This window comes from Shewanella sp. CG12_big_fil_rev_8_21_14_0_65_47_15 (assembly GCF_002783505.1).
GTDB lineage: Bacteria > Pseudomonadota > Gammaproteobacteria > Enterobacterales > Shewanellaceae > Shewanella.
The window spans coordinates 19,056-37,858 of the sequence record NZ_PFGL01000012.1; the positions used below are offsets into that span (position 1 = coordinate 19,056).

The 18,803-nt window shown below is 46.0% G+C and carries 14 protein-coding genes and 8 tRNA genes; 6 read left to right on the forward strand and 16 right to left on the reverse strand.

Annotated features, from left to right (window positions below; genetic code table 11):
- Positions 1 to 17: 17 nt before the first annotated feature.
- Together thrB and thrA are read right to left on the reverse strand one after the other, a co-directional pair.
- Positions 18 to 980, reverse strand: coding sequence for a homoserine kinase (gene thrB, locus COW15_RS03090; protein ID WP_293629893.1), 963 nt, complete (start codon positions 978 to 980; stop codon positions 18 to 20).
- On the reverse strand, positions 977 to 3,445 hold the full coding sequence (gene thrA / locus COW15_RS03095) for a bifunctional aspartate kinase/homoserine dehydrogenase I (protein WP_293629895.1): 2,469 nt from the start codon (positions 3,443 to 3,445) through the stop codon (positions 977 to 979). Before thrA ends, thrB begins: the two co-directional genes overlap by 4 nt.
- 643 nt (positions 3,446 to 4,088) lie before the next feature.
- On the opposite strand from thrA, the gene slyD reads away from it, so the two are divergent.
- Positions 4,089 to 4,745 (forward strand): peptidylprolyl isomerase, encoded by a 657-nt coding sequence (gene slyD, locus COW15_RS03100; RefSeq protein ID WP_293629897.1) that lies wholly within the window; start codon positions 4,089 to 4,091, stop codon positions 4,743 to 4,745.
- 219 nt (positions 4,746 to 4,964) lie between these two features.
- Positions 4,965 to 5,342 (forward strand): hypothetical protein, encoded by a 378-nt coding sequence (locus tag COW15_RS03105; protein ID WP_293629899.1) that lies wholly within the window; start codon positions 4,965 to 4,967, stop codon positions 5,340 to 5,342.
- Between the two features lie 42 nt (positions 5,343 to 5,384).
- Here COW15_RS03105 and trpR read toward each other — a convergent pair whose 3' ends face one another.
- A complete protein-coding gene (gene trpR, locus COW15_RS03110) occupies positions 5,385 to 5,660 on the reverse strand; it encodes a trp operon repressor (protein ID WP_293629901.1) in 276 nt (91 codons plus the stop codon).
- Positions 5,661 to 5,849: 189 nt separating this feature from the next.
- Here trpR and COW15_RS03115 point away from each other — a divergent pair, with 189 nt between their 5' ends.
- Positions 5,850 to 6,299, forward strand: coding sequence for a cytochrome c (locus COW15_RS03115; RefSeq protein ID WP_293629903.1), 450 nt, complete (start codon positions 5,850 to 5,852; stop codon positions 6,297 to 6,299).
- Positions 6,300 to 6,362: 63 nt separating this feature from the next.
- Here the strand turns inward: COW15_RS03115 and COW15_RS03120 are convergent, their stop codons facing one another.
- Positions 6,363 to 7,055: a cytochrome b/b6 domain-containing protein gene (locus tag COW15_RS03120; RefSeq protein WP_293629905.1), complete on the reverse strand. Its 693-nt coding sequence runs from the start codon at positions 7,053 to 7,055 to the stop codon at positions 6,363 to 6,365.
- A 299-nt stretch (positions 7,056 to 7,354) separates the two neighbouring features.
- Here COW15_RS03120 and raiA point away from each other — a divergent pair, with 299 nt between their 5' ends.
- The 3 genes from raiA (at position 7,355) to COW15_RS03135 (ending at position 12,468) form a co-directional block, all read left to right on the forward strand.
- Positions 7,355 to 7,711, forward strand: coding sequence for a ribosome-associated translation inhibitor RaiA (gene raiA, locus COW15_RS03125; RefSeq protein WP_293629907.1), 357 nt, complete (start codon positions 7,355 to 7,357; stop codon positions 7,709 to 7,711).
- 1,344 nt (positions 7,712 to 9,055) lie between these two features.
- Complete coding sequence (locus tag COW15_RS03130) at positions 9,056 to 9,559, forward strand: DNA polymerase III subunit chi (protein ID WP_293629909.1); 504 nt, start codon at positions 9,056 to 9,058, stop codon at positions 9,557 to 9,559.
- 20 nt (positions 9,560 to 9,579) lie between these two features.
- Positions 9,580 to 12,468, forward strand: a complete 2,889-nt coding sequence (locus COW15_RS03135) for a valine--tRNA ligase (protein WP_293629911.1) — start codon at positions 9,580 to 9,582, stop codon at positions 12,466 to 12,468.
- Between the two features lie 343 nt (positions 12,469 to 12,811).
- Here the strand turns inward: COW15_RS03135 and COW15_RS03140 are convergent.
- The 12 genes from COW15_RS03140 to COW15_RS03195 all read right to left on the reverse strand — a co-directional run bounded on the left by COW15_RS03140 (position 12,812) and on the right by COW15_RS03195 (position 18,798).
- Positions 12,812 to 12,888 (reverse strand) — tRNA-Arg (locus COW15_RS03140).
- Positions 12,889 to 12,991: 103 nt separating this feature from the next.
- Positions 12,992 to 13,083: transfer RNA gene (locus COW15_RS03145), tRNA-Ser, on the reverse strand.
- 34 nt (positions 13,084 to 13,117) lie between these two features.
- A tRNA-Arg gene (locus COW15_RS03150) sits at positions 13,118 to 13,194 on the reverse strand.
- Positions 13,195 to 13,237: 43 nt separating this feature from the next.
- Positions 13,238 to 13,314, reverse strand: a tRNA-Arg gene (locus tag COW15_RS03155).
- A 43-nt stretch (positions 13,315 to 13,357) separates the two neighbouring features.
- A tRNA-Arg gene (locus tag COW15_RS03160) sits at positions 13,358 to 13,434 on the reverse strand.
- An 86-nt stretch (positions 13,435 to 13,520) separates the two neighbouring features.
- Positions 13,521 to 13,597, reverse strand: a tRNA-Arg gene (locus COW15_RS03165).
- A gap of 29 nt (positions 13,598 to 13,626) precedes the next feature.
- A tRNA-Arg gene (locus tag COW15_RS03170) sits at positions 13,627 to 13,703 on the reverse strand.
- Between the two features lie 22 nt (positions 13,704 to 13,725).
- Positions 13,726 to 13,817, reverse strand: a tRNA-Ser gene (locus tag COW15_RS03175).
- Between the two features lie 205 nt (positions 13,818 to 14,022).
- Positions 14,023 to 14,220 (reverse strand): carbon storage regulator CsrA, encoded by a 198-nt coding sequence (gene csrA, locus COW15_RS03180; protein ID WP_007649794.1) that lies wholly within the window; start codon positions 14,218 to 14,220, stop codon positions 14,023 to 14,025.
- Positions 14,221 to 14,338: 118 nt separating this feature from the next.
- On the reverse strand, positions 14,339 to 15,595 hold the full coding sequence (locus COW15_RS03185; RefSeq protein ID WP_293629924.1) for an aspartate kinase: 1,257 nt from the start codon (positions 15,593 to 15,595) through the stop codon (positions 14,339 to 14,341).
- Between the two features lie 9 nt (positions 15,596 to 15,604).
- The gene (gene alaS / locus COW15_RS03190) at positions 15,605 to 18,229 is read right to left on the reverse strand and encodes an alanine--tRNA ligase (protein ID WP_293629925.1); all 2,625 of its coding nucleotides are present in this window, start codon (positions 18,227 to 18,229) and stop codon (positions 15,605 to 15,607) included.
- Positions 18,230 to 18,387: 158 nt separating this feature from the next.
- A complete protein-coding gene (locus COW15_RS03195; protein WP_293630045.1) occupies positions 18,388 to 18,798 on the reverse strand; it encodes a regulatory protein RecX in 411 nt (136 codons plus the stop codon).
- Between the last annotated feature and the right edge of the window lie 5 nt (positions 18,799 to 18,803).

An 18,803-nucleotide genomic window follows, 5' to 3' on the forward strand; every position in this document is an offset into this window, starting at 1 on the left:
TTAGTTAAATTGATGATTTAATCGACCCTGCGCGTGCCTTGCTCGTCGAGGCGACACACGTGGGCAAAGCCACCCGCCTCGGTGAGATAATGCTGTTCTAACCAAGCTTTAGCCGCATTGGCCGTGGCTAAATCATCGGTAATCGAAAATAGCGTTGGGCCACTGCCAGAAATCCCCGTCGTCAACATGCCTAAATCGGCTAACGCAACTCTGGCCTTGTCGTAACCCGGGATCGCAGCGGCGCGGTAAGGCTCGGCTAACACATCCTTTAATACGCTGATCGCAAGTTTGGCATTCTGCTGATAAGAGGCATGTACAAAGGCACTTAAATATCGACCAAAATCGATTGTGACACTTTTATCGTATTGATCGGGCATGAGTTTACGCATCATCGCCGTCGAGAGTGAAATCCCAGGATAGGCCACAACCCAATACCATTCTTTAAAGCTCGGTATCGCTTCGCAAACTGTCCCCGGCACATTGAGCATCAGTTGCATGCCGCCCAAGTAACAGGGGGCGACGTTGTCATAGTGCACACTGCCGCTGATCTTACCTTCAAACTCGCCCATCAGTTCCAGCAGTGCTTGCTCGTTATAGGGTCTGTCAAAATATTCATTTAATGCATACAACGCCGCCACGACTGAGCTTGCACTCGAACCTAAACCACTGCCGACGGGCAGGTTCTTTTCCAGTGTCAGTGCCACGCCTTCATCTGCTTTACCAAGCGCGTCTAAATACTCCTTACTCAGGGCGGTTAAGAAGAACTCGGCACATTGGTACACAATATTGTCTTTTGGATTGTCAGGCAGTTTATGGGCCCAAGCACCGATTTGCGCTAGGCTCACACCCGATTCGGCCGCAGCGATAGTCACTCTATCGCCGAGTAAACTGCCGTCTATCGGCGCCAAAGCGGCGCCCAATAAATCAAATCCGACTCCCACGTTACCCATAGAGGCTGGAGCGTAAACCGTCAAACTCATACATTCACCTCACGGGTCCAATTCAAGGTTCTTAGTACATCGGCAAAGGCACCAGCGGCGGTCACTTCCGTTCCCGCGCCATAACCGCGCAGCACAAAGGGAATGGGCTGATAATAACGGCTATAGAATGCCAAGGCATTTTCGCCACCTTTAACGCTGTAAAGCGGATCATTTGCATCGACTTCGGCGATACGCACACGGCAGACTCCATCCTCAATTTGCCCCACATAACGCAGCACTTTACCTTGGGCTTTGGCCTGCGCCACTTTTGCGGCAATCGCGGCATCAACCTCTGGCAAACGCGCCATAAAGCTTTCGACATCGCCTGAATCATCAAACTCGGCGGGTAATACAGATTCAACCTGCACGTCACTGAGTTCTAGCTTTAGTCCCACTTCACGGGCAAGGATAAGCACCTTACGCGCCACATCCATACCGCTCAAATCATCACGGGGATCGGGCTCAGTAAAGCATTTTTCCCGCGCCAGACCAGTCGCTTCTGAAAGTGTCATGCCGTCATCGAGCATGCCGAAGATAAAGGATAAAGAACCCGATAAAATACCGTTAAACTTATGCAGTTTATCACCCGCAAATAACAGTTTTTTCAGGTTATCGATCACAGGTAAACCCGCGCCGACTGTGGTTTCGTATAAAAATTGACGGCGCTGTTTTAATGCCGTTTGGCGCAGTGCTTGGTAATAGGCATAATCGCGAGTGTTCGACTTTTTATTCGGTGTGACCACGTGTAACCCCGCGTTCATCACCTCCAAATACAGGTTCGACACTTGCTCGCTCGAGGTACAATCCACCAGCACAGGATTGAGTAACTGTTGATCTTTTACCCACGCGAGTAACGCAGGAATATCACAGGCTTGCTGACTATCGGCAAGCAAGCTAGACCAGTTGCTTAAATCGATACCCGCACTGTCGAGTAACATCTTATTCGAGTTCACAATCCCACAAACACGGATGCTAATATGTTGATCCTTCAAGACTGGCGCCTGCTGTTTGATTTGCTCGAGCAGACCCGCACCCACATTGCCACAACCGACGAGAAACACATCTAAATATTGCTGCACATCGAAAAAGCCTTGATGACAAGCCGCCACCGCATGCTTAGTCTTACGCTGCTCGATCACAGTCGAGATCGACCGCTCGGACGAACCTTGGGCTATGGCGATAATGTTCACGCTTGCCTGTGCTAAGGCTTGAAAGAAACGCGCCGCCACCCCTTTGTGGGTACGCATGCCATCACCAATCAATGACACAATTGCCAGCTCATGACGCATAGCGATAGGCTCAAGCAAATCACTTTTTATTTCTAATTCAAATTCTTGCTCTAAGGCCCATTTCACTTTGGCGGCATCAGATGTGGCCACACAGAAGCTAATGCTGTATTCAGAAGAACTTTGGGTGATGAGAGACACAGACACACCACTGCGGGAAATCGCCGCTAAAGTACGGCTCGCCATGCCAACCATGCCCTTCATACCTGGACCAGAAACATCAAACATAGTTTGATTATCGAGATTGGAAATAGCCTTAACCTGCAAACCGCTCTTATCGGCTTGATTGGATACCAGAGTGCCGGGGGCATCGGGGTTAAAACTGTTTTTGATATAACAGGGAATATGGAACTGAGCAATAGGGGCAATCGTCTTAGGGTGCAATACCTTAGCACCAAAATAGGACAGCTCCATTGCCTCTTGATAACTGAGTTGTGACAATAACTTAGCGTCAGCTACCACCCGAGGATCGGTGTTATAAACACCATCAACATCGGTCCAGATTTCACAGCTCGACGCATCTAAACAGGCGGCGAGCACGGCAGCAGAATAGTCAGAACCATTACGGCCTAACGTCACCACTTTGCCCTGTTCATCGGCGGCGGTGAAACCCGGCATCACCCATACGCGTTTTTCATCGAGTGCTAAATTTTTGAATCTTGGTTTGCTCACGCTGATATCAACGACGGACTCCAACGGTTTCCCACGCCCCAAAAATAATGCACGGGGGTCGAGCAAACCAGATGTAATGCCCTTTGCTAACATGACTTGTTCCATCAAGGCCGCAGATAATCGCTCCCCTGCCACCACGATTTCGGCGCGGATACCATCGGGGCATTCTTGCAACAAGGCAATACCACGGAGCCTATCGTGCCATAACGCTAACTGACTCGCTAAACCTGCAAACAAGTATTCACTTTGTGTGCTAGAGAGTCCAGAAGTCACCGCATCTTGGTAAAGCGAGGTAAAAACCCGTTCAACATGTTGTATAACAGGGGAATAATCTTCGCCTTTAACTGCTACGTCGACCATTTCTAATAACGCATTGGTCACAGTTGCAGGCGCCGATAGCACTGTAGCTATGGGCTCAAGTTTAGATGCCTTGGCAACAATATCCGCCGCCATAGAGAATCGCTGCCAATTTGCAAGCGAGGTACCACCAAATTTCATTACTTTCATCTTGTTCTCCTGTGTACCGCGCCCGACTTAGAAATAAGAGCTATAAACAAAAAAGCCCGCTTCTTTGTGGGAAGCGGGCTTATCGTTAGAATTCTTTAGGGTGTATCAGCCCGCCCCCACTGTTGTTGTAGTGGTGGTTGTAATAATGGTAATTACTACGAAACCTAGGCTATGCATGTGTTTGGGCTAATCCATGTTAATTTCTTGATAAACAGAATTGCTTTTTTTACCCGCGCTTGTCAACCCCTAAAATGGATTATTTATAGGCAAATCTTCACACTCAATAAAATGCTGCATCAAGATTAGTTAATATAAAGTTTTCTAGGGGTAAAAATGCGGTTTATGCAATAGATAACTGTTGACGTCAACGTAATGTCGTAAAATAGTGATATAAAAATCACTTATTTTTCATAAAATTATTCATCACTCACTTTTTACTGCTGTGTTATTTGTTCTACCTTATCACTCAGAACAGATTGATAGCCTAACGAGCAAAAAACACATTACACATACTCGACAGCACAAAACAGCGGTTAATCCGCCGAAAAAAAAGCTGTGCGATATCTAACATAAGCTGCTTCAAATTATCGCCAGCGCCAAAAAAGCACGTTATTATGCGCGCACATTCCGAACCGGAGGCGATATGAAGATCACCCAACACAGCGCGGTAACCATTCATTACCGTTTATCAGACCAAGAAGGCAGACTGCTAGAAGACTCTTTTAGCGCAGAACCTATGCTGTATTTGCACGGCACCGAAAACCTGATCCCAGGTTTAGAAGCGGTGTTAGAAGGCAAGGTCAAAGGCGAAAAACTCGATGTGACCATTAGCGCTGAAGAAGCCTACGGCCCTTACCACGATGGCCTGCGTCAAGCCGTTCCCCTAGAAGCCTTTGGTGATATCGAAGATATTGTCCCAGGTATGCGTTTTATTGCCGAAACTGAAATGGGCCAACGCCCAGTTCAAGTTGTCGAAGTCAAGGATGATGTTGTTATTGTCGATGGCAACCACCCTTTAGCAGGTCAAGCCTTGAGCTTTAGCATCGAAATTCTCGATGTGCGTGAAGGGACTGCCGAAGAAATCGCCCACGGTCATATCCACGCCCATGGCGGTTGTGGCAGTCATGGCCATGATCATGACCACGGTGGCGGTTGCTGTGGTGGATCAAGCAAAGAAGAAGCGGGCGGCTGCTGTGGTGGTTCTGACCACGATCATGGACATCACCATGAAGAGCACGAAGTCTGTGACACGCCTAAAACCGGCTGTGATGGCAATGGTGGTTGTGGCTGCCGCGGTTAATAAAACACTCGGCTTAAGTGTAAAACTAGCCTTAACTTAGCTTAGTTTTTCACTTTACCGTAATGAAGCACTTCCTTACATAAGGGAGTGCTTTTTTTATACAGAAATGATTATAATTTGTTAGTAAGCTCTAAAACTGACTTACGATTTGGAATCAACAACTACTTATCTGAATATTTTCAATTCGATATGATACTAAATTTAAGCGACGGAGTGCTTATGCTAGCTAAACCTTTGTATGAAATTTTACCCTATGCTTATATGGCGCTTGGTAGTTCGAGCTTTATTGCACTCGATATCAATTACGCCGTGATAGCGGCTACTGTGATTTTTATACTAGGAGCAAGGATCTATATTCAGCGGTCTCAAAACCGTCGCACCGATCCGGCAAGACGTAGAAAACCCGGTCATCTCCCTGAAATTATTTACAATTTTCTACCTTTTATTTATCTATTCGCCGCGCTATCAATTTTCAAGTTCATGCCCAAGGATCTTTATCCACTGCTCGCCATTTGCCTGCTGAGCTATGGTCTATATATTTTGGTTAGGCGTGCACTATATCGCCGGCACAGATTGCCAGCATCACCTCATTTTTGAAACACATGCGGCGTCCTTGCGCGCCATATGATTGTTGTTTCGCTAATCGATAAGTTTCTGAATTTTCGCCCTATGCTCTGGAGTCATATTCTTCAAATAGTTAGAACAGCGGGTAATAGTCGCAATGCTCACCTGAAATTCAGCCGCGATTTGCCTTTGGCTCATTTCACCATTGAGTAGTAGCTGAAAAACCTTGAGCCGTCCCGCGATAGCGCTACGTTCCTCTTCGGTTAACAGTAAATGAAATAGCACGGAAAGATCTTCATAATTTCCATGACTCAAAATCCGTTCTAGTACTAGATCCCAGTTTGCTCGCATAATCGCCCCAAAAGTACTGTTAAAGCATTACATTAGCAGTTTAACAGATTTACTTCCGCAACAAATAACTTGTTACGCTTCTTCATAATATCTAGACAAAAACTGACAAAATTGCTTCTAGTACATCAAGTTAATTTGTGTACAATAGTGGCGCAATGTCACACTTCGACGCTAATTTGTGAGAATACGATGAAAAAATTACTACTTACTCTTGTGGCCAGTACCTTGCTGGCTTCAGCAGCTCAAGCACACAATTTCGAAGATGCAAAAGATGCGATTGAATATCGCCAATCCGCATTTAGCCTTATCGCCTATAACTTCGGTGATATGGGCGCCATGATGAAAGGTAAAAAACCTTTCGAAGCAGAAACCTTCGCAATGCGTGCAACCAATGTCGCTGCATTATCAAAAATTCCTTTTGAAGGCTTCATTGACGGTTCAGATAAAGGCGAAACCGAAGCTTTAGCGAAAGTATGGCAAGATAGAGCGGATTTCGATGCAAAAATGAAAACCTTCCAAGAAAACGCTGCAATTCTCGCTACTGTGGCACAAAAAGGTGATCAAGCTGCAATCAAACAAGCCTTTATGGATACAGGAAAAAGTTGTAAAGGCTGTCACGACGCTTATAAGAAGGACTAGATTTGTGTTCCCCCATAAAAAAGCCTGCAATTTCGCAGGCTTTTTTATGGGGGACCGACCACTCTACAACACTTGTACTATTGGCCAAATTAGATAAAAAAATACCACTGTTGCTAACAAGGCCAATAGCATGAAAGCCAACCACACAGACTTAAACGTTAATTGGCTCGCATGTGCAGAAGATAGCTCAACGCGAGGAATTTTCTTATAACCACTGAGCATAGCGCCGACTAATCTATCGCCTTTAATGGCATGCACTATAACGGCCAAAACATGAATAACACTCAGCAACAGGATGAAATCAAAATTTAACTTATGCAGCCAAGTTAAAAAAGCACTGCTATCAGAGCTCACATAGCTGTATAGCGGACCCTCAGTAAAAATATCGTCCGTTGCAAATAACCCTGTCACTAATTGCAAACTGATGACAGCAATCAATACCACCACCATATAGCCACCCATAGGGTTATGCCCAAGCCCCCTAGATAGGCCTTTCGTTCGCACCTCTTTAAGATACTCCATCACAATTTTAGGGTGGTGTACAAAATGGCTAAATCTAGCGGTATCGCTACCAATCAGCCCCCATAAAAGACGAAATCCAATCAGGATCAATAAACTGTAGGCAAAAATTTGATGCCATTGCATCTCGCCTGCATCGGCACTCCACCACAGTAACATCATCAGCAGCACCATAGCCCAATGAAAAATGCGTGTAGGTAAATCCCATACTTTAATTTTGACGTGCTCTGTTTTCATAAAACTGGCCCACCCGAGTGAACTAATGAAATTAAGTAGAAGTATTTTATCGGGATTTAGTCAAAAACTTAAAGTAAAGATAGGTAAATAAGGGAAAAGACAGCGGAGTTATCCCATCAAATATGGCCCTATTCTGCAGGCATTACAAGGCTTTTGGGCTGAGAATTCTCGATATTTGTCTAAGTGATCAAATATCCAACGAACAGATACTAACAGGGGCAAAAATGTGATCTAGATCTCGTTTTTGATGACTAGGATTGGTAATCTGAAATCCAAGGAAACAACAGAAGGTTCGACATATGCTAAAGATTACGAGCAAGCAACTAGAAGTCACTGCCCCAATCCGTGAACGCATTGAAAGCCGTTTTGAAAAACTTTCTAGGCACGATGTGCAGTTGATCAATCCCCATGTAATCATCACAGAGGAGAAACCCGGTTTCAAAATTGAAGCATCGGTTGGCATCCCAAATGGAGAACTTTTTGCTCAAGCAAAACACGAAAACCTTTACGCAGCTATTACTGCCATGGGTCAGAAATTAGAGAAGCAACTCAATCGATTAACCCATAAACCTGAAGCTCAACGTTTTGTTTCAGTCGTGCAATCTGACGATGCAGTTAACAACATGGATGAATATGAGGAGGAAGATGCAGCTTAAATTGTTCAATGTTAGTGAGAGACACATCACTTCGAGAGGCATTAAGTAGAAAGCGTTTAAATTGTTTACCGTTTCTTGCAAGGGCTCAACAAATCATCATAATGATTGGCAAGAAACAACACGACATATTAAATCTCTACTACACTTTACAAAGTGACAGCAAGAATCGAAGTGATGTGAATTAAACTAAACTGATAAACAGTTAAAAATCAACCGTTAGTCCCATCTATAAAAGGAGCGCAAAAGTAATCAACACATTTAACACTGAAAATCTTAATGTTAAATGTATCCAACTAGATTTGACGTTCACCATTAAGCTTTACTGATTCTTAGTTTTTATCGGCTCCACCTTTATTCAACTGATGCAATTGGATAGGAGAACACGAGGAACTTATTGAAAGCAGCTAAACGAACTTCCACAACGTTGAGTTATTTGATAAAAACGTTATCTAACAACATCTTTATCTCAAATGGAGCAACAGTAATCTATTAGCAACACGTATTAACTCTATTATTTATCGACTACATGATAAGTAGAAGCACAATCACTATAGAGGAGCAAAAACAGTCTAGTCATACAGTAACAACGCTACGGTATAACCTAAGATAATAAGGTTTACCTAATAGCTAACAAAAATAACTAAAAGGAGCAAAGAGAACTAGTGTTGAATTTTGCAGTTTCTACAGACATACAGAATTTTTAATAACCATAGAGGAGGACCGTTAGTTCAGAAGATATACATGAGTATGTTACAGTCGAAATATTAGTAAGTGCATGTTTATTTATAGGTTAGAGTCAACTGTTAGTGGGAAATGTAATACCGTAAATAAGATAGATAGTCACATTGTTATAGCAATACCATGAAAATTAAGCGAGTGATAAGGCTAAGCTGCTTAACAGCAATATGTACCTAGTACAAATGATGAGCCGTAAACTGCTTATTGATAAACGTAAGTCAGAGAAGCAAGTGTTAGTTGTAAGTGTTAGTTGTTATGTAGAGTGATGGGTAACCCAAAGATAAATAGGGCTAATTTAATTTGATGCTCATTGACATAAGGAGGATAAACTCGCTTGACCAGATATGCTATCTCAGACCAGCGCACCTCCGGGTGCGCTATTTTTTATTACCGCGATCTCAATGTTGAAATAAGCGATATATAGTTTATTTCGCCAACAACACAAGTAGCAAGTAGCAAGTAGCAAGTAGCAAGTAGCAAGTAGCAAGTAGCAAGTAGCATAATGTTATGCCCTCCTTAAACTGGGCAAGGCTAGCATTAACCAAAATATCCTTTTAGTGTAAACTGCCCTCCTAGTCTATTATCTCAAAGCAAGGCATTGAAATCATGACCCAAGCACTGTTTTATCTGATGCCGCCAATGGAACCTAGATCGACAACAAATCATACAGACAGCGATCTGACGATAAGTGCAACTACAGCTTTAATCGAGATGTATCAATTAGCTTGTCACGTCGCCAAGCAGGCTTTTATTAAGCAACAGTCTGTTTATATTCATTGCCAAAACAAAGAAGTCGCTTTTGAAATTGACGAACTCTTATGGCAGTTTGAGCCGACAGCATTTGTACCACACAACTTGAAAGGTGAAGGTCCTGCAACTGGTTCTCCCGTTGAAATCGGTTTTGATCGCCTTGGTGCCAATAAAAGTCGCCAACTTCTGATTAATCTTGCAGACCAAGTGCCTCCATTTGCGGTAAACTTTGGCCAAATCATCGATTTTGTTGCCAATGACCAACAGCATAAAGCTGTCGCCCGCGAACGCTACCGGCAGTATCGCGACTTAGGTGTCGAGTTAACGACCCAAAATTTAGCAACACATCCATTTAATTAGTTTGAGACAGACACGTTCCCATGGAAAAAACATACGATCCGCAGTCCATCGAGCAAACGCTTTACCAAAACTGGGAAGAGCAAGGTTACTTCAAGCCACACGGCGATGAATCCAAAGGCAATTATTGCATCATGATCCCGCCACCTAACGTGACGGGCAGCTTGCACATGGGCCACGCCTTCCAAGACACCATTATGGATACCTTGACCCGTTACCAACGGATGAAAGGCAAAAATACCCTATGGCAAGTCGGTACCGACCACGCGGGTATCGCCACCCAAATGTTGGTTGAGCGTAAGCTTGAAGCCGAAGAAGGTAAAAATCGCCATGACCTAGGTCGCGATGCCTTTATTGATAAAGTGTGGGAATGGAAAGCGCAATCGGGCGGCACTATCACTAAGCAGCTACGTCGTATGGGCGCTTCTGTAGATTGGGACCGCGAGCGTTTCACTATGGACGAAGGCTTGTCCAAGGCCGTGCAAGAAGTGTTTGTACGTCTGTACGAAGACGAGTTGATTTATCGCGGTAAGCGTTTGGTCAACTGGGATCCAAAGCTGCACACGGCTATCTCTGATTTAGAAGTGGAAAGCAAAGAAAAACAGGGCCACATGTGGCATCTGCGTTATCCACTGGCCGACGGTGAACTGACAGCCGATGGTAAAGACTATTTAGAAGTCGCTACCACGCGTCCAGAAACCATGCTCGGCGACAGTGCGGTTGCAGTGCATCCCGATGATGAACGCTATCAAGCGCTGGTCGGTAAGTTTATTCTGTTGCCGATTGTTAACCGCCGCATTCCTATCGTGGCCGACGATTACGTCGACATGGCCTTTGGTACAGGTTGCGTGAAGATCACCCCAGCCCATGACTTTAACGACTATGAAGTCGGTAAACGTCACAACCTGCCCATGTTCAACGTGTTGACCTTAGATGCCGCCATTCGTGCAAGCGCCGAAGTGGTGAACTCTGACGGTACCTTTAACAAAACCCTCGATGGCAGCCTGCCTGAACGTTTTGCCGGACTTGACCGTTTTAAGGCGCGTGATGCTATTGTCGCTGAATTTGACACTTTAGGGCTGCTCGAAAAAATCGCGCCTCATGCCTTGAAAGTGCCTTACGGCGATCGCTCAGGTGTGGTTATCGAGCCTATGTTGACCGACCAATGGTATGTCGCTGTTGCGCCAATGGCGAAAACGGCTATCGAAGCCGTCGAAAATGGCAGCATCAAATTTGTGCCGCAACAATACGAGAACATGTACTTCTCATGGATGCGTGACATTCAAGACTGGTGTATTTCGCGTCAATTATGGTGGGGTCACCGCATCCCAGCATGGTACGACGAAAACGGTAAAGTCTATGTCGGCCGCAATGAAGCCGAAGTGCGCGCTAAGCACAATATCAGCGATTCAATAACACTGCGCCAAGACGAAGACGTACTGGATACTTGGTTCAGCTCAGCCCTGTGGACTTTCTCTACACTCGGCTGGCCGGACAATTTAGAAGATTTGAAAACCTTCCACCCAACCGATGTGTTGGTGACTGGTTTTGACATCATCTTCTTCTGGGTCGCCCGTATGATCATGATGACTATGCACTTCATCAAAGATGAAGACGGCAAGCCACAGGTCCCGTTCAAAACGGTGTACGTGACCGGCCTTATCCGTGACGAAGCGGGTAACAAGATGTCAAAATCTAAGGGTAACGTACTCGATCCATTAGACATGATCGACGGTATCGGACTCGAAGATCTCGTTGAAAAACGTACCGGCAATATGATGCAGCCGCAACTGGCCGCCAAGATTGAAAAGAGCACTCGCAAAGAATTTGCCGACGGTATCGAAGCCCACGGCACAGATGCACTGCGCTTTACGCTTGCGGCGATGGCATCAACGGGTCGTGACATCAACTGGGACATGAAGCGCTTAGACGGTTACCGTAGCTTCTGTAACAAGTTATGGAACGCCTCACGCTACGTGCTGATGAACACAGAAGATCAAGATTGCGGCCCAGGCTCACCAGAGTACTGTGGTTTAGAGAATGGCGGCGAGCTAGAACTGTCGTTGGCCGATCGCTGGATTATCGGCTTGTTCAATCAAACCGTTAAGACATTTGACGATCACATGGCGGCCTATCGTTTCGACTTAGCGGCCAATACCCTGTATGAGTTCACTTGGAACCAGTTCTGTGACTGGTACTTAGAGTTAACCAAACCGGTATTGCAAAACGGCACTGAAACGCAAATGCGTGGCACCCGCCACACCTTAGTGACTGTGCTCGAAGCGATGCAACGCCTGATGCACCCTATGATGCCGTATATCACTGAAACCATTTGGCAGCGCGTTAAACCGTTAGCCGGTGTCACTGGTGATACCATTATGCTGGCGCCGTTCCCAACATTTGATGCCGCTAAAGTCGATAGTGCAGCAATGGCCGATTTAGAATGGGTTAAGCAAGTGATTGTCGCCGTGCGTAACATTCGCGCCGAGCTGAACATTGCCCCATCTAAGCCGCTAAATGCCCTACTTCGTGGTGTTAGCGCACAGGATAAAGCCCGTGTTGAAGCTAACCAAACCTTCTTCACTACCCTTGCCCGTTTAGAAAGCATGACCATTTTAGCCGATGGCGAAACTGCGCCTATGTCGACCACAGGTTTGATTGGCGAAATGGAACTGCTGATCCCTATGGCAGGCTTAATCGATGTCGCCGCCGAAATGGTCCGTATCGACAAACAGCTTGAAAAACTCGGCCAAGAGATTGCTCGCATCGAAGGCAAATTGTCAAACCAAGGTTTTGTGGCAAAAGCCCCAGCCGACGTTATCGACAAAGAGCGCGCTAAGATGACAGATCTGAAACGTGACATGGACAAGCTCAACGAGCAAAAATCAGAATTCGCTAAGTTAGAAGCTTAAGCTTCTCATTTACTCTGATTCACTTGTTATGATTGCTTCTAACTGAATGAAGGGCGGCCACTAGGCTGCCCTTCTTGTATGTATAATGCTGCAATCCGTGGGCTATCTTGAGCCTGATGCCTTCTTAAACCCAAACCAATTCTAAACACGGCCACATTAGCCTACTGCACTGCATTAAAACCACTTAAGACTCATCTTAATCCCTTGCACCTGATGCCTCCCCCCCATCAGCACCGACATGAGTTATCTCCACTGAGCCCAAACAGCAGCGAACGAGTCTAGAAACAACACTGAAAGACGACCAATAAAAAAGCCCTGCAATTGCTTGCAGGGCTTATCTATTTGGTGCGCATGGAAGGAGTCGAACCTCCGACCGCCTGGTTCGTAGCCAGGTACTCTATCCAGCTGAGCTACATGCGCAAACTCGTTTTTGTACTTCTAATAGATCCAATCAAGATTGAGTCTAGGATAAGCACTTTTATCTCGCAAATTTATTCTATTCCCCTCGACTAAAAGAATAGAATGGCGGAGAAGGAGGGATTCGAACCCTCGATGGGAGATAAAGCCCATACTCCCTTAGCAGGGGAGCGCCTTCGGCCACTCGGCCACCTCTCCGCAAAATCTGCATTTGTAAGCAAGCTTACATAATTGGTGCGCGTGGAAGGAGTCGAACCTCCGACCGCCTGGTTCGTAGCCAGGTACTCTATCCAGCTGAGCTACACGCGCATTTTTACTTTTTGCTGATAAACAATTAGCCTATCAACTAATTTGGTGCGCATGGAAGGAGTCGAACCTCCGACCGCCTGGTTCGTAGCCAGGTACTCTATCCAGCTGAGCTACATGCGCATTTTTAACGTTTTATCACAACACAAAAGCATTGAGATTGAATTGGTGCGCGTGGAAGGAGTCGAACCTCCGACCGCCTGGTTCGTAGCCAGGTACTCTATCCAGCTGAGCTACACGCGCATTTTTACTGCTTACTAGAAGCAACTAACTACAAAATTTCAAACTGAAATTCAAACCTGATGAGTTAACAATAACTAATGCAGAGATGGTGCGCATGGAAGGAGTCGAACCTCCGACCGCCTGGTTCGTAGCCAGGTACTCTATCCAGCTGAGCTACATGCGCGACTTGTATCTTTTTGCTTCAATAAAAAATGGTGCGCATGGAAGGAGTCGAACCTCCGACCGCCTGGTTCGTAGCCAGGTACTCTATCCAGCTGAGCTACATGCGCACTGTTTTCTATCGGTAAGAAATGGCGGAGAAGGAGGGATTCGAACCCTCGATGGGAGTTAAAGCCCATACTCCCTTAGCAGGGGAGCGCCTTCGGCCACTCGGCCACCTCTCCGTTTTCTTGGCGCACATATTACTGTTTGACGAAAATAAGTCAAACCCTTTTTCTGAAACAGATTCCATTTGGACTGTTTTTAATCACATTGCTGTTATATCAAGCCAATGCGTTGATTTGCGCCAATCTTTCAGTCTAAAAAATAAAAAAGCCAGTTAAAAAACTGACTCTTCTGCGTCCATAATACTCACGTCGAAACGCAGTATTAAAAGTTACCACCTTCCGATGGTGAACCCGATTTTTCAGATTGAATGCGTTGATAGATTTCTTCACGGTGAACAGAAACCTCTTTAGGTGCATTCACACCAATACGCACTTGATTGCCTTTAACACCTAGCACTGTAACAGTGACTTCATCACCAATCATCAGTGTTTCGCCAACACGACGAGTCAAAATCAGCATTCGATAGCTCCTTTATTTCCTAATTCAGCTTACACACGGCACTCATCCGGTAGATGGGCTTATTATAAGGTCAGCTTAGTACAAATTAATAGTATTCAATACTCAAACGGTTATTTAATTACACCTTATTTAGCTCGAAAGCGTGATGTAACGCCCGAACCGCCTTGTGTAAGTCCCTTTCATCGATCACGGTTGACAACTTACTCCCCGACGTCGAGAGTAACTTAGCATGGATTGTTTCATTACCCAAGACCTCTAACATCTTAGTCAATAATCCAATTTTTTCCTGTAAACCTTTGCCAACTAAAGATACTTTTGCACGTTGACGCTCAACAATCAATTGGCCAAGATCAAGGCTAGCGCTTAAAACTTCGAGTTCTTGCAAAAGAATATCCACTTTTACTTCTGCTAACATAAAACTCACGCTGTCTGAGGGGGTATCCTCATTCAGCCTCAAGGGCGTTATAAACTCGACATCAATCTCAAGGCGCGATAAACAGGCTAAAAGAGCCTGGTAACGCTCACTGGTTGTAAATAGTCCATCTATGGTCAAAGTTGCTAAGGCTTTATTGACCGCAATCCCCTGAACTAAAGAGGCTATCGCGACTTCGGATTCATCACCAAATTGAATTAATGTCCCTTGCCCGGCCTCGAAACTCGATAGCACTCGTAAAGGCACCCTAAACCGCTGTGCATATTCCACCGAATCAGGATGCAATACCTTAGCGCCAAGCTTAGCCATTTCGAGCATAACATCGAAACCAATCACCTCGAGACGACGGGCGCTGCTATCGATATTAGGATCTGTGGTAAACACACCAGGAACATCGGTAAATATCTGGCACTCATCAGCTTTTAACGCCGCAGCTAATGCTACAGCGGTAGTATCCGAACCGCCACGGCCTAAAGTAGTGACATCGCCATTGGGATCAATCCCTTGAAATCCCGCCACAATTGGCACAATGCCTTGTTCCAGCAAGGAGATCAGGTATGCCGTATCGACACTTTCAATACTTGCCCGACCAAAATGGCTGTTTGTATGGATTTGCACTTGATCGCCAGTGAGGGATCTCGCCTTAATGCCTCGACGCTGCAACGCCATCGCCATCAAGGCAATACTGATTTGCTCCCCCGTCGAAACAAGCATATCGAGTTCCCGCGCACTCGCACGGGGATCAATTTGCGCCGCTAGTGCAAAAAGACGATTGGTTTCCCCTGCCATGGCTGATAAAACCAGCACCTGCTGCTCACCACTGTGGGCGGACTTTGCAATCTGTTCGGCAACGACTTCGATACGTTCGATAGAACCCACCGAAGTGCCGCCAAACTTTTTCACAAAAAGCTTGCTACCACTAAGCTTTCGTTTTTCGAGCACAGCAACCTCTTAAGCTAAACGCTCAGTAATCCAAGGTAATACTTGGGACAGTGCCGCATCCAGATTTTCTGGTTGACTACCGCCCGCTTGCGCCATATCAGGGCGACCACCGCCCTTACCACCCACCTGCGCAGCAACCATAGCGACTAGTTCACCCGCCTTCACTTTGCCGACTAAATCGCTACTCACGCCGGCGATCAGGTTAACTTTCCCATCCTGCGCCGTACCGAGTACGATAATAGCTGACTTAAGTTTTTGCTTTAATTCATCTTGCAGGCCGCGAAGTGCACCAGCTTCAACGCCGTCAAGCTTCTTAATCAGCACGTTAACGCCGTTAACCACCACCGCATCGCCCGCTAAATCCGCACTCGCTGCCGCCGCTAACTTATCTTTTAATTGCGACATTTCTTTCTCGAGCTGCTTCATTTTATCCAGCTGAGCCTTTAACTTAGTCACAACTGAATGGGTATCGCCCTTGAGCAATGCCGCGGCTTCTTCAAGCTCTGCCTGTTGCTGCGCCACATAGGCCATGGCAGCAGCACCTGTTACGGCCTCGATACGGCGCACACCCGCGGCAATACCGCCTTCTGAGGTGATCTTAAATAGACCAATATCACCAGTGCGTCCCACATGTGTACCACCACACAATTCGATCGAGAAATCCCCCATGGTAACCACGCGCACTTCTGAATCGTATTTTTCGCCAAAGAGTGCCATAGCGCCCTTCGCTTTAGCTTCATCAATCGCCATTTCAGCGGTTTTCAGCTCGTGGTTACGGCGAATTTGAGTATTCACTAGCTCTTCAACCTGTTTCAGTTCTGCAGGTTTTACCGCTTCAAAATGGGAGAAGTCGAAACGTAAACGCTCTGGATCAACTAATGAACCTTTTTGCGAGACGTGGGTGCCGAGCACTTGACGCAGTGCGGCATGCAACAAGTGAGTGACTGAGTGGTTTAACTGAGTGCGGTGACGCAGTTTCTTATCCACTTTGGCCTCAAGCACTTGACTAAGGCTTAAGCTACCGGAAGTTAACGTGCCTTTATGACCTGAGGCTTGCCCAAACTTTTGAGTATCGTTAACAACGAACTCAATGCCTTGGGCAACTAATACCCCCTTGTCACCCACCTGACCACCCGATTCGGCATAGAAAGGAGTCACATCGAGTACCACTACAGCGTCATCACCAATGTTGATCGTAGGTACTGATTCGCCATTCACGTAAAGGGCTGTCACTTTTGCATTGCCAGTCAATTCGGTGTAACCACAGAATGCAGTTTCGGCATCGATCTTAAGCGCCGCGTTATAATCGGCGCCGAAGTTACCCGCCGCTTGGGCGCGGCTACGTTGCTCGGCCATCGCGGCTTCGAAGCCTGCTTCATCGACAATGATATTGCGCTCACGGCATACGTCAGCGGTTAAATCCACGGGGAAGCCGTAGGTGTCGTACAGTTTAAAGACTGTTTCACCGTCTAAGGTATCGCCCTGTAACTCATTTAACGCTGTGTCTAGAATGCCTAAACCGCGCTCTAACGTACGGGCAAACTGTTCTTCTTCAGCCTTAAGCGCTTTTTCAACGATAACTTGTGTTTCAGCTAAGCCTTTGGCCGCATCGCCCATTACATCAATCAGCGTCGGCACTAACTTGTAGAAGAAGGCTTCGGTAGCACCTAACTTATTACCATGACGTACCGCGCGGCGAATAATACGGCGCAGTACATAACCACGACCTTCGTTTGAAGGCATCACACCATCGGCGACTAAAAATGCGCAGGAGCGGATATGGTCGGCAATAACACGCAGTGACTTATTGGATAAATCAGTCACGCCGATAATTTCGGCCGTTTTTGCAATAAGAGCACGAAAAATATCGATTTCATAGTTAGAATGTACGCCCTGCATAATCGCAGCAATACGTTCGATGCCCATACCTGTATCGACGGACGGTTTCGGCAGAGGCAACATTTCGCCAGAGGCTTGACGATTGTACTGCATGAAAACGATGTTCCAGATCTCGATAAAACGGTCACCATCTTCTTCTGGGCTACCAGGACGTCCGCCCCAAATATGGTCGCCGTGGTCATAGAAAATTTCAGTACAAGGGCCACAAGGACCAGTATCGCCCATTTGCCAGAAGTTATCTGAAGCATATGGTGCGCCTTTGTTATCACCGATACGAATGATATTTTCGGCGGCGACACCAATCTTTTTATTCCAGATTTCAAAGGCTTCATCGTCTGTTTGGTAAACGGTTACGCACAGACGTTCCTTCGGCAGCTTTAAGGTTTCGGTTAAAAATGACCAACCAAAACGGATCGCTTCTTCTTTGAAGTAGTCACCGAAACTGAAGTTACCTAGCATCTCGAAGAAAGTGTGGTGACGGGCGGTATAACCGACGTTGTCTAAATCATTATGCTTACCACCGGCGCGCACACAACGTTGAGCAGTGGTCGCACGTGTGTAGCTACGCTTGTCCATGCCAAGAAACACGTCCTTAAACTGGTTCATACCGGCGTTGGTAAATAACAGCGTTGGATCATTGCCGGGCACAAGAGAACTACTGTCCACAACTTGGTGACCATGGCTGCGGAAAAATTCGAGGAAAGCACTTCTAAGCTCTGCTGTCGTTTGATACATGAAATCGTCCTGAATTGGGTAAGCATGACCAGCTACACCATAAGGTAGCCGCATTTCTAATTTGCCCAGCATTATAAGCAGACTGAGGAAGGACGACCAGCCTTGATTGCGGATATACTCATCAGGAATTTAATATTTTAAGCAAGACTGGGATGAGGTCAGTTATCAAAGTCGTCACTGGGATCATAATCGAGCGCATAGATGACCTGTTCATAACTGAAACCTTGCCCAAGTAAAAAGCGCACCCGTTTAGCCTTTTCCTTGGTTAACAGTTCTAATGCTTTAGAACCTTTGACTTCTGTTACCTTAGGATTGCCGTATTTTTTGATCGCTCTATCTTTGGCTAATTCAAACCAATCACAACCGCTGTTTACAATGGCGGTTTCGATGCATTCTTTGGACAACCCTTTCTGTGCAATAGCTTGACGTATGCGAATAGCACCGTGCCCACGACTAATATGGCTACGAACAAGCAACTCAGCATATCGGCTATCGTTGATAAAACCTAAGGACTCACAGTCATTAAGTACGGCTTCAATCTCGGGTAATTCGAAGCCTTTTTCGAGCAGTTTAG

Bases quoted from the DNA above. Each gene is read 5' to 3' on its own strand.
- thrB (WP_293629893.1), bottom strand. From the start codon at position 980: ATGAGTTTGACGGTTTACGCTCCAGCCTCTATGGGTAACGTGGGAGTC.
- thrA (WP_293629895.1), bottom strand. From the start codon at position 3,445: ATGAAAGTAATGAAATTTGGTGGTACCTCGCTTGCAAATTGGCAGCGA.
- slyD (WP_293629897.1), top strand. From the start codon at position 4,089: ATGAAGATCACCCAACACAGCGCGGTAACCATTCATTACCGTTTATCA.
- COW15_RS03105 (WP_293629899.1), top strand. From the start codon at position 4,965: ATGCTAGCTAAACCTTTGTATGAAATTTTACCCTATGCTTATATGGCG.
- trpR (WP_293629901.1), bottom strand. From the start codon at position 5,660: ATGCGAGCAAACTGGGATCTAGTACTAGAACGGATTTTGAGTCATGGA.
- COW15_RS03115 (WP_293629903.1), top strand. From the start codon at position 5,850: ATGAAAAAATTACTACTTACTCTTGTGGCCAGTACCTTGCTGGCTTCA.
- COW15_RS03120 (WP_293629905.1), bottom strand. From the start codon at position 7,055: ATGAAAACAGAGCACGTCAAAATTAAAGTATGGGATTTACCTACACGC.
- raiA (WP_293629907.1), top strand. From the start codon at position 7,355: ATGCTAAAGATTACGAGCAAGCAACTAGAAGTCACTGCCCCAATCCGT.
- COW15_RS03130 (WP_293629909.1), top strand. From the start codon at position 9,056: ATGACCCAAGCACTGTTTTATCTGATGCCGCCAATGGAACCTAGATCG.
- COW15_RS03135 (WP_293629911.1), top strand. From the start codon at position 9,580: ATGGAAAAAACATACGATCCGCAGTCCATCGAGCAAACGCTTTACCAA.
- csrA (WP_007649794.1), bottom strand. From the start codon at position 14,220: ATGCTGATTTTGACTCGTCGTGTTGGCGAAACACTGATGATTGGTGAT.
- alaS (WP_293629925.1), bottom strand. From the start codon at position 18,229: ATGTATCAAACGACAGCAGAGCTTAGAAGTGCTTTCCTCGAATTTTTC.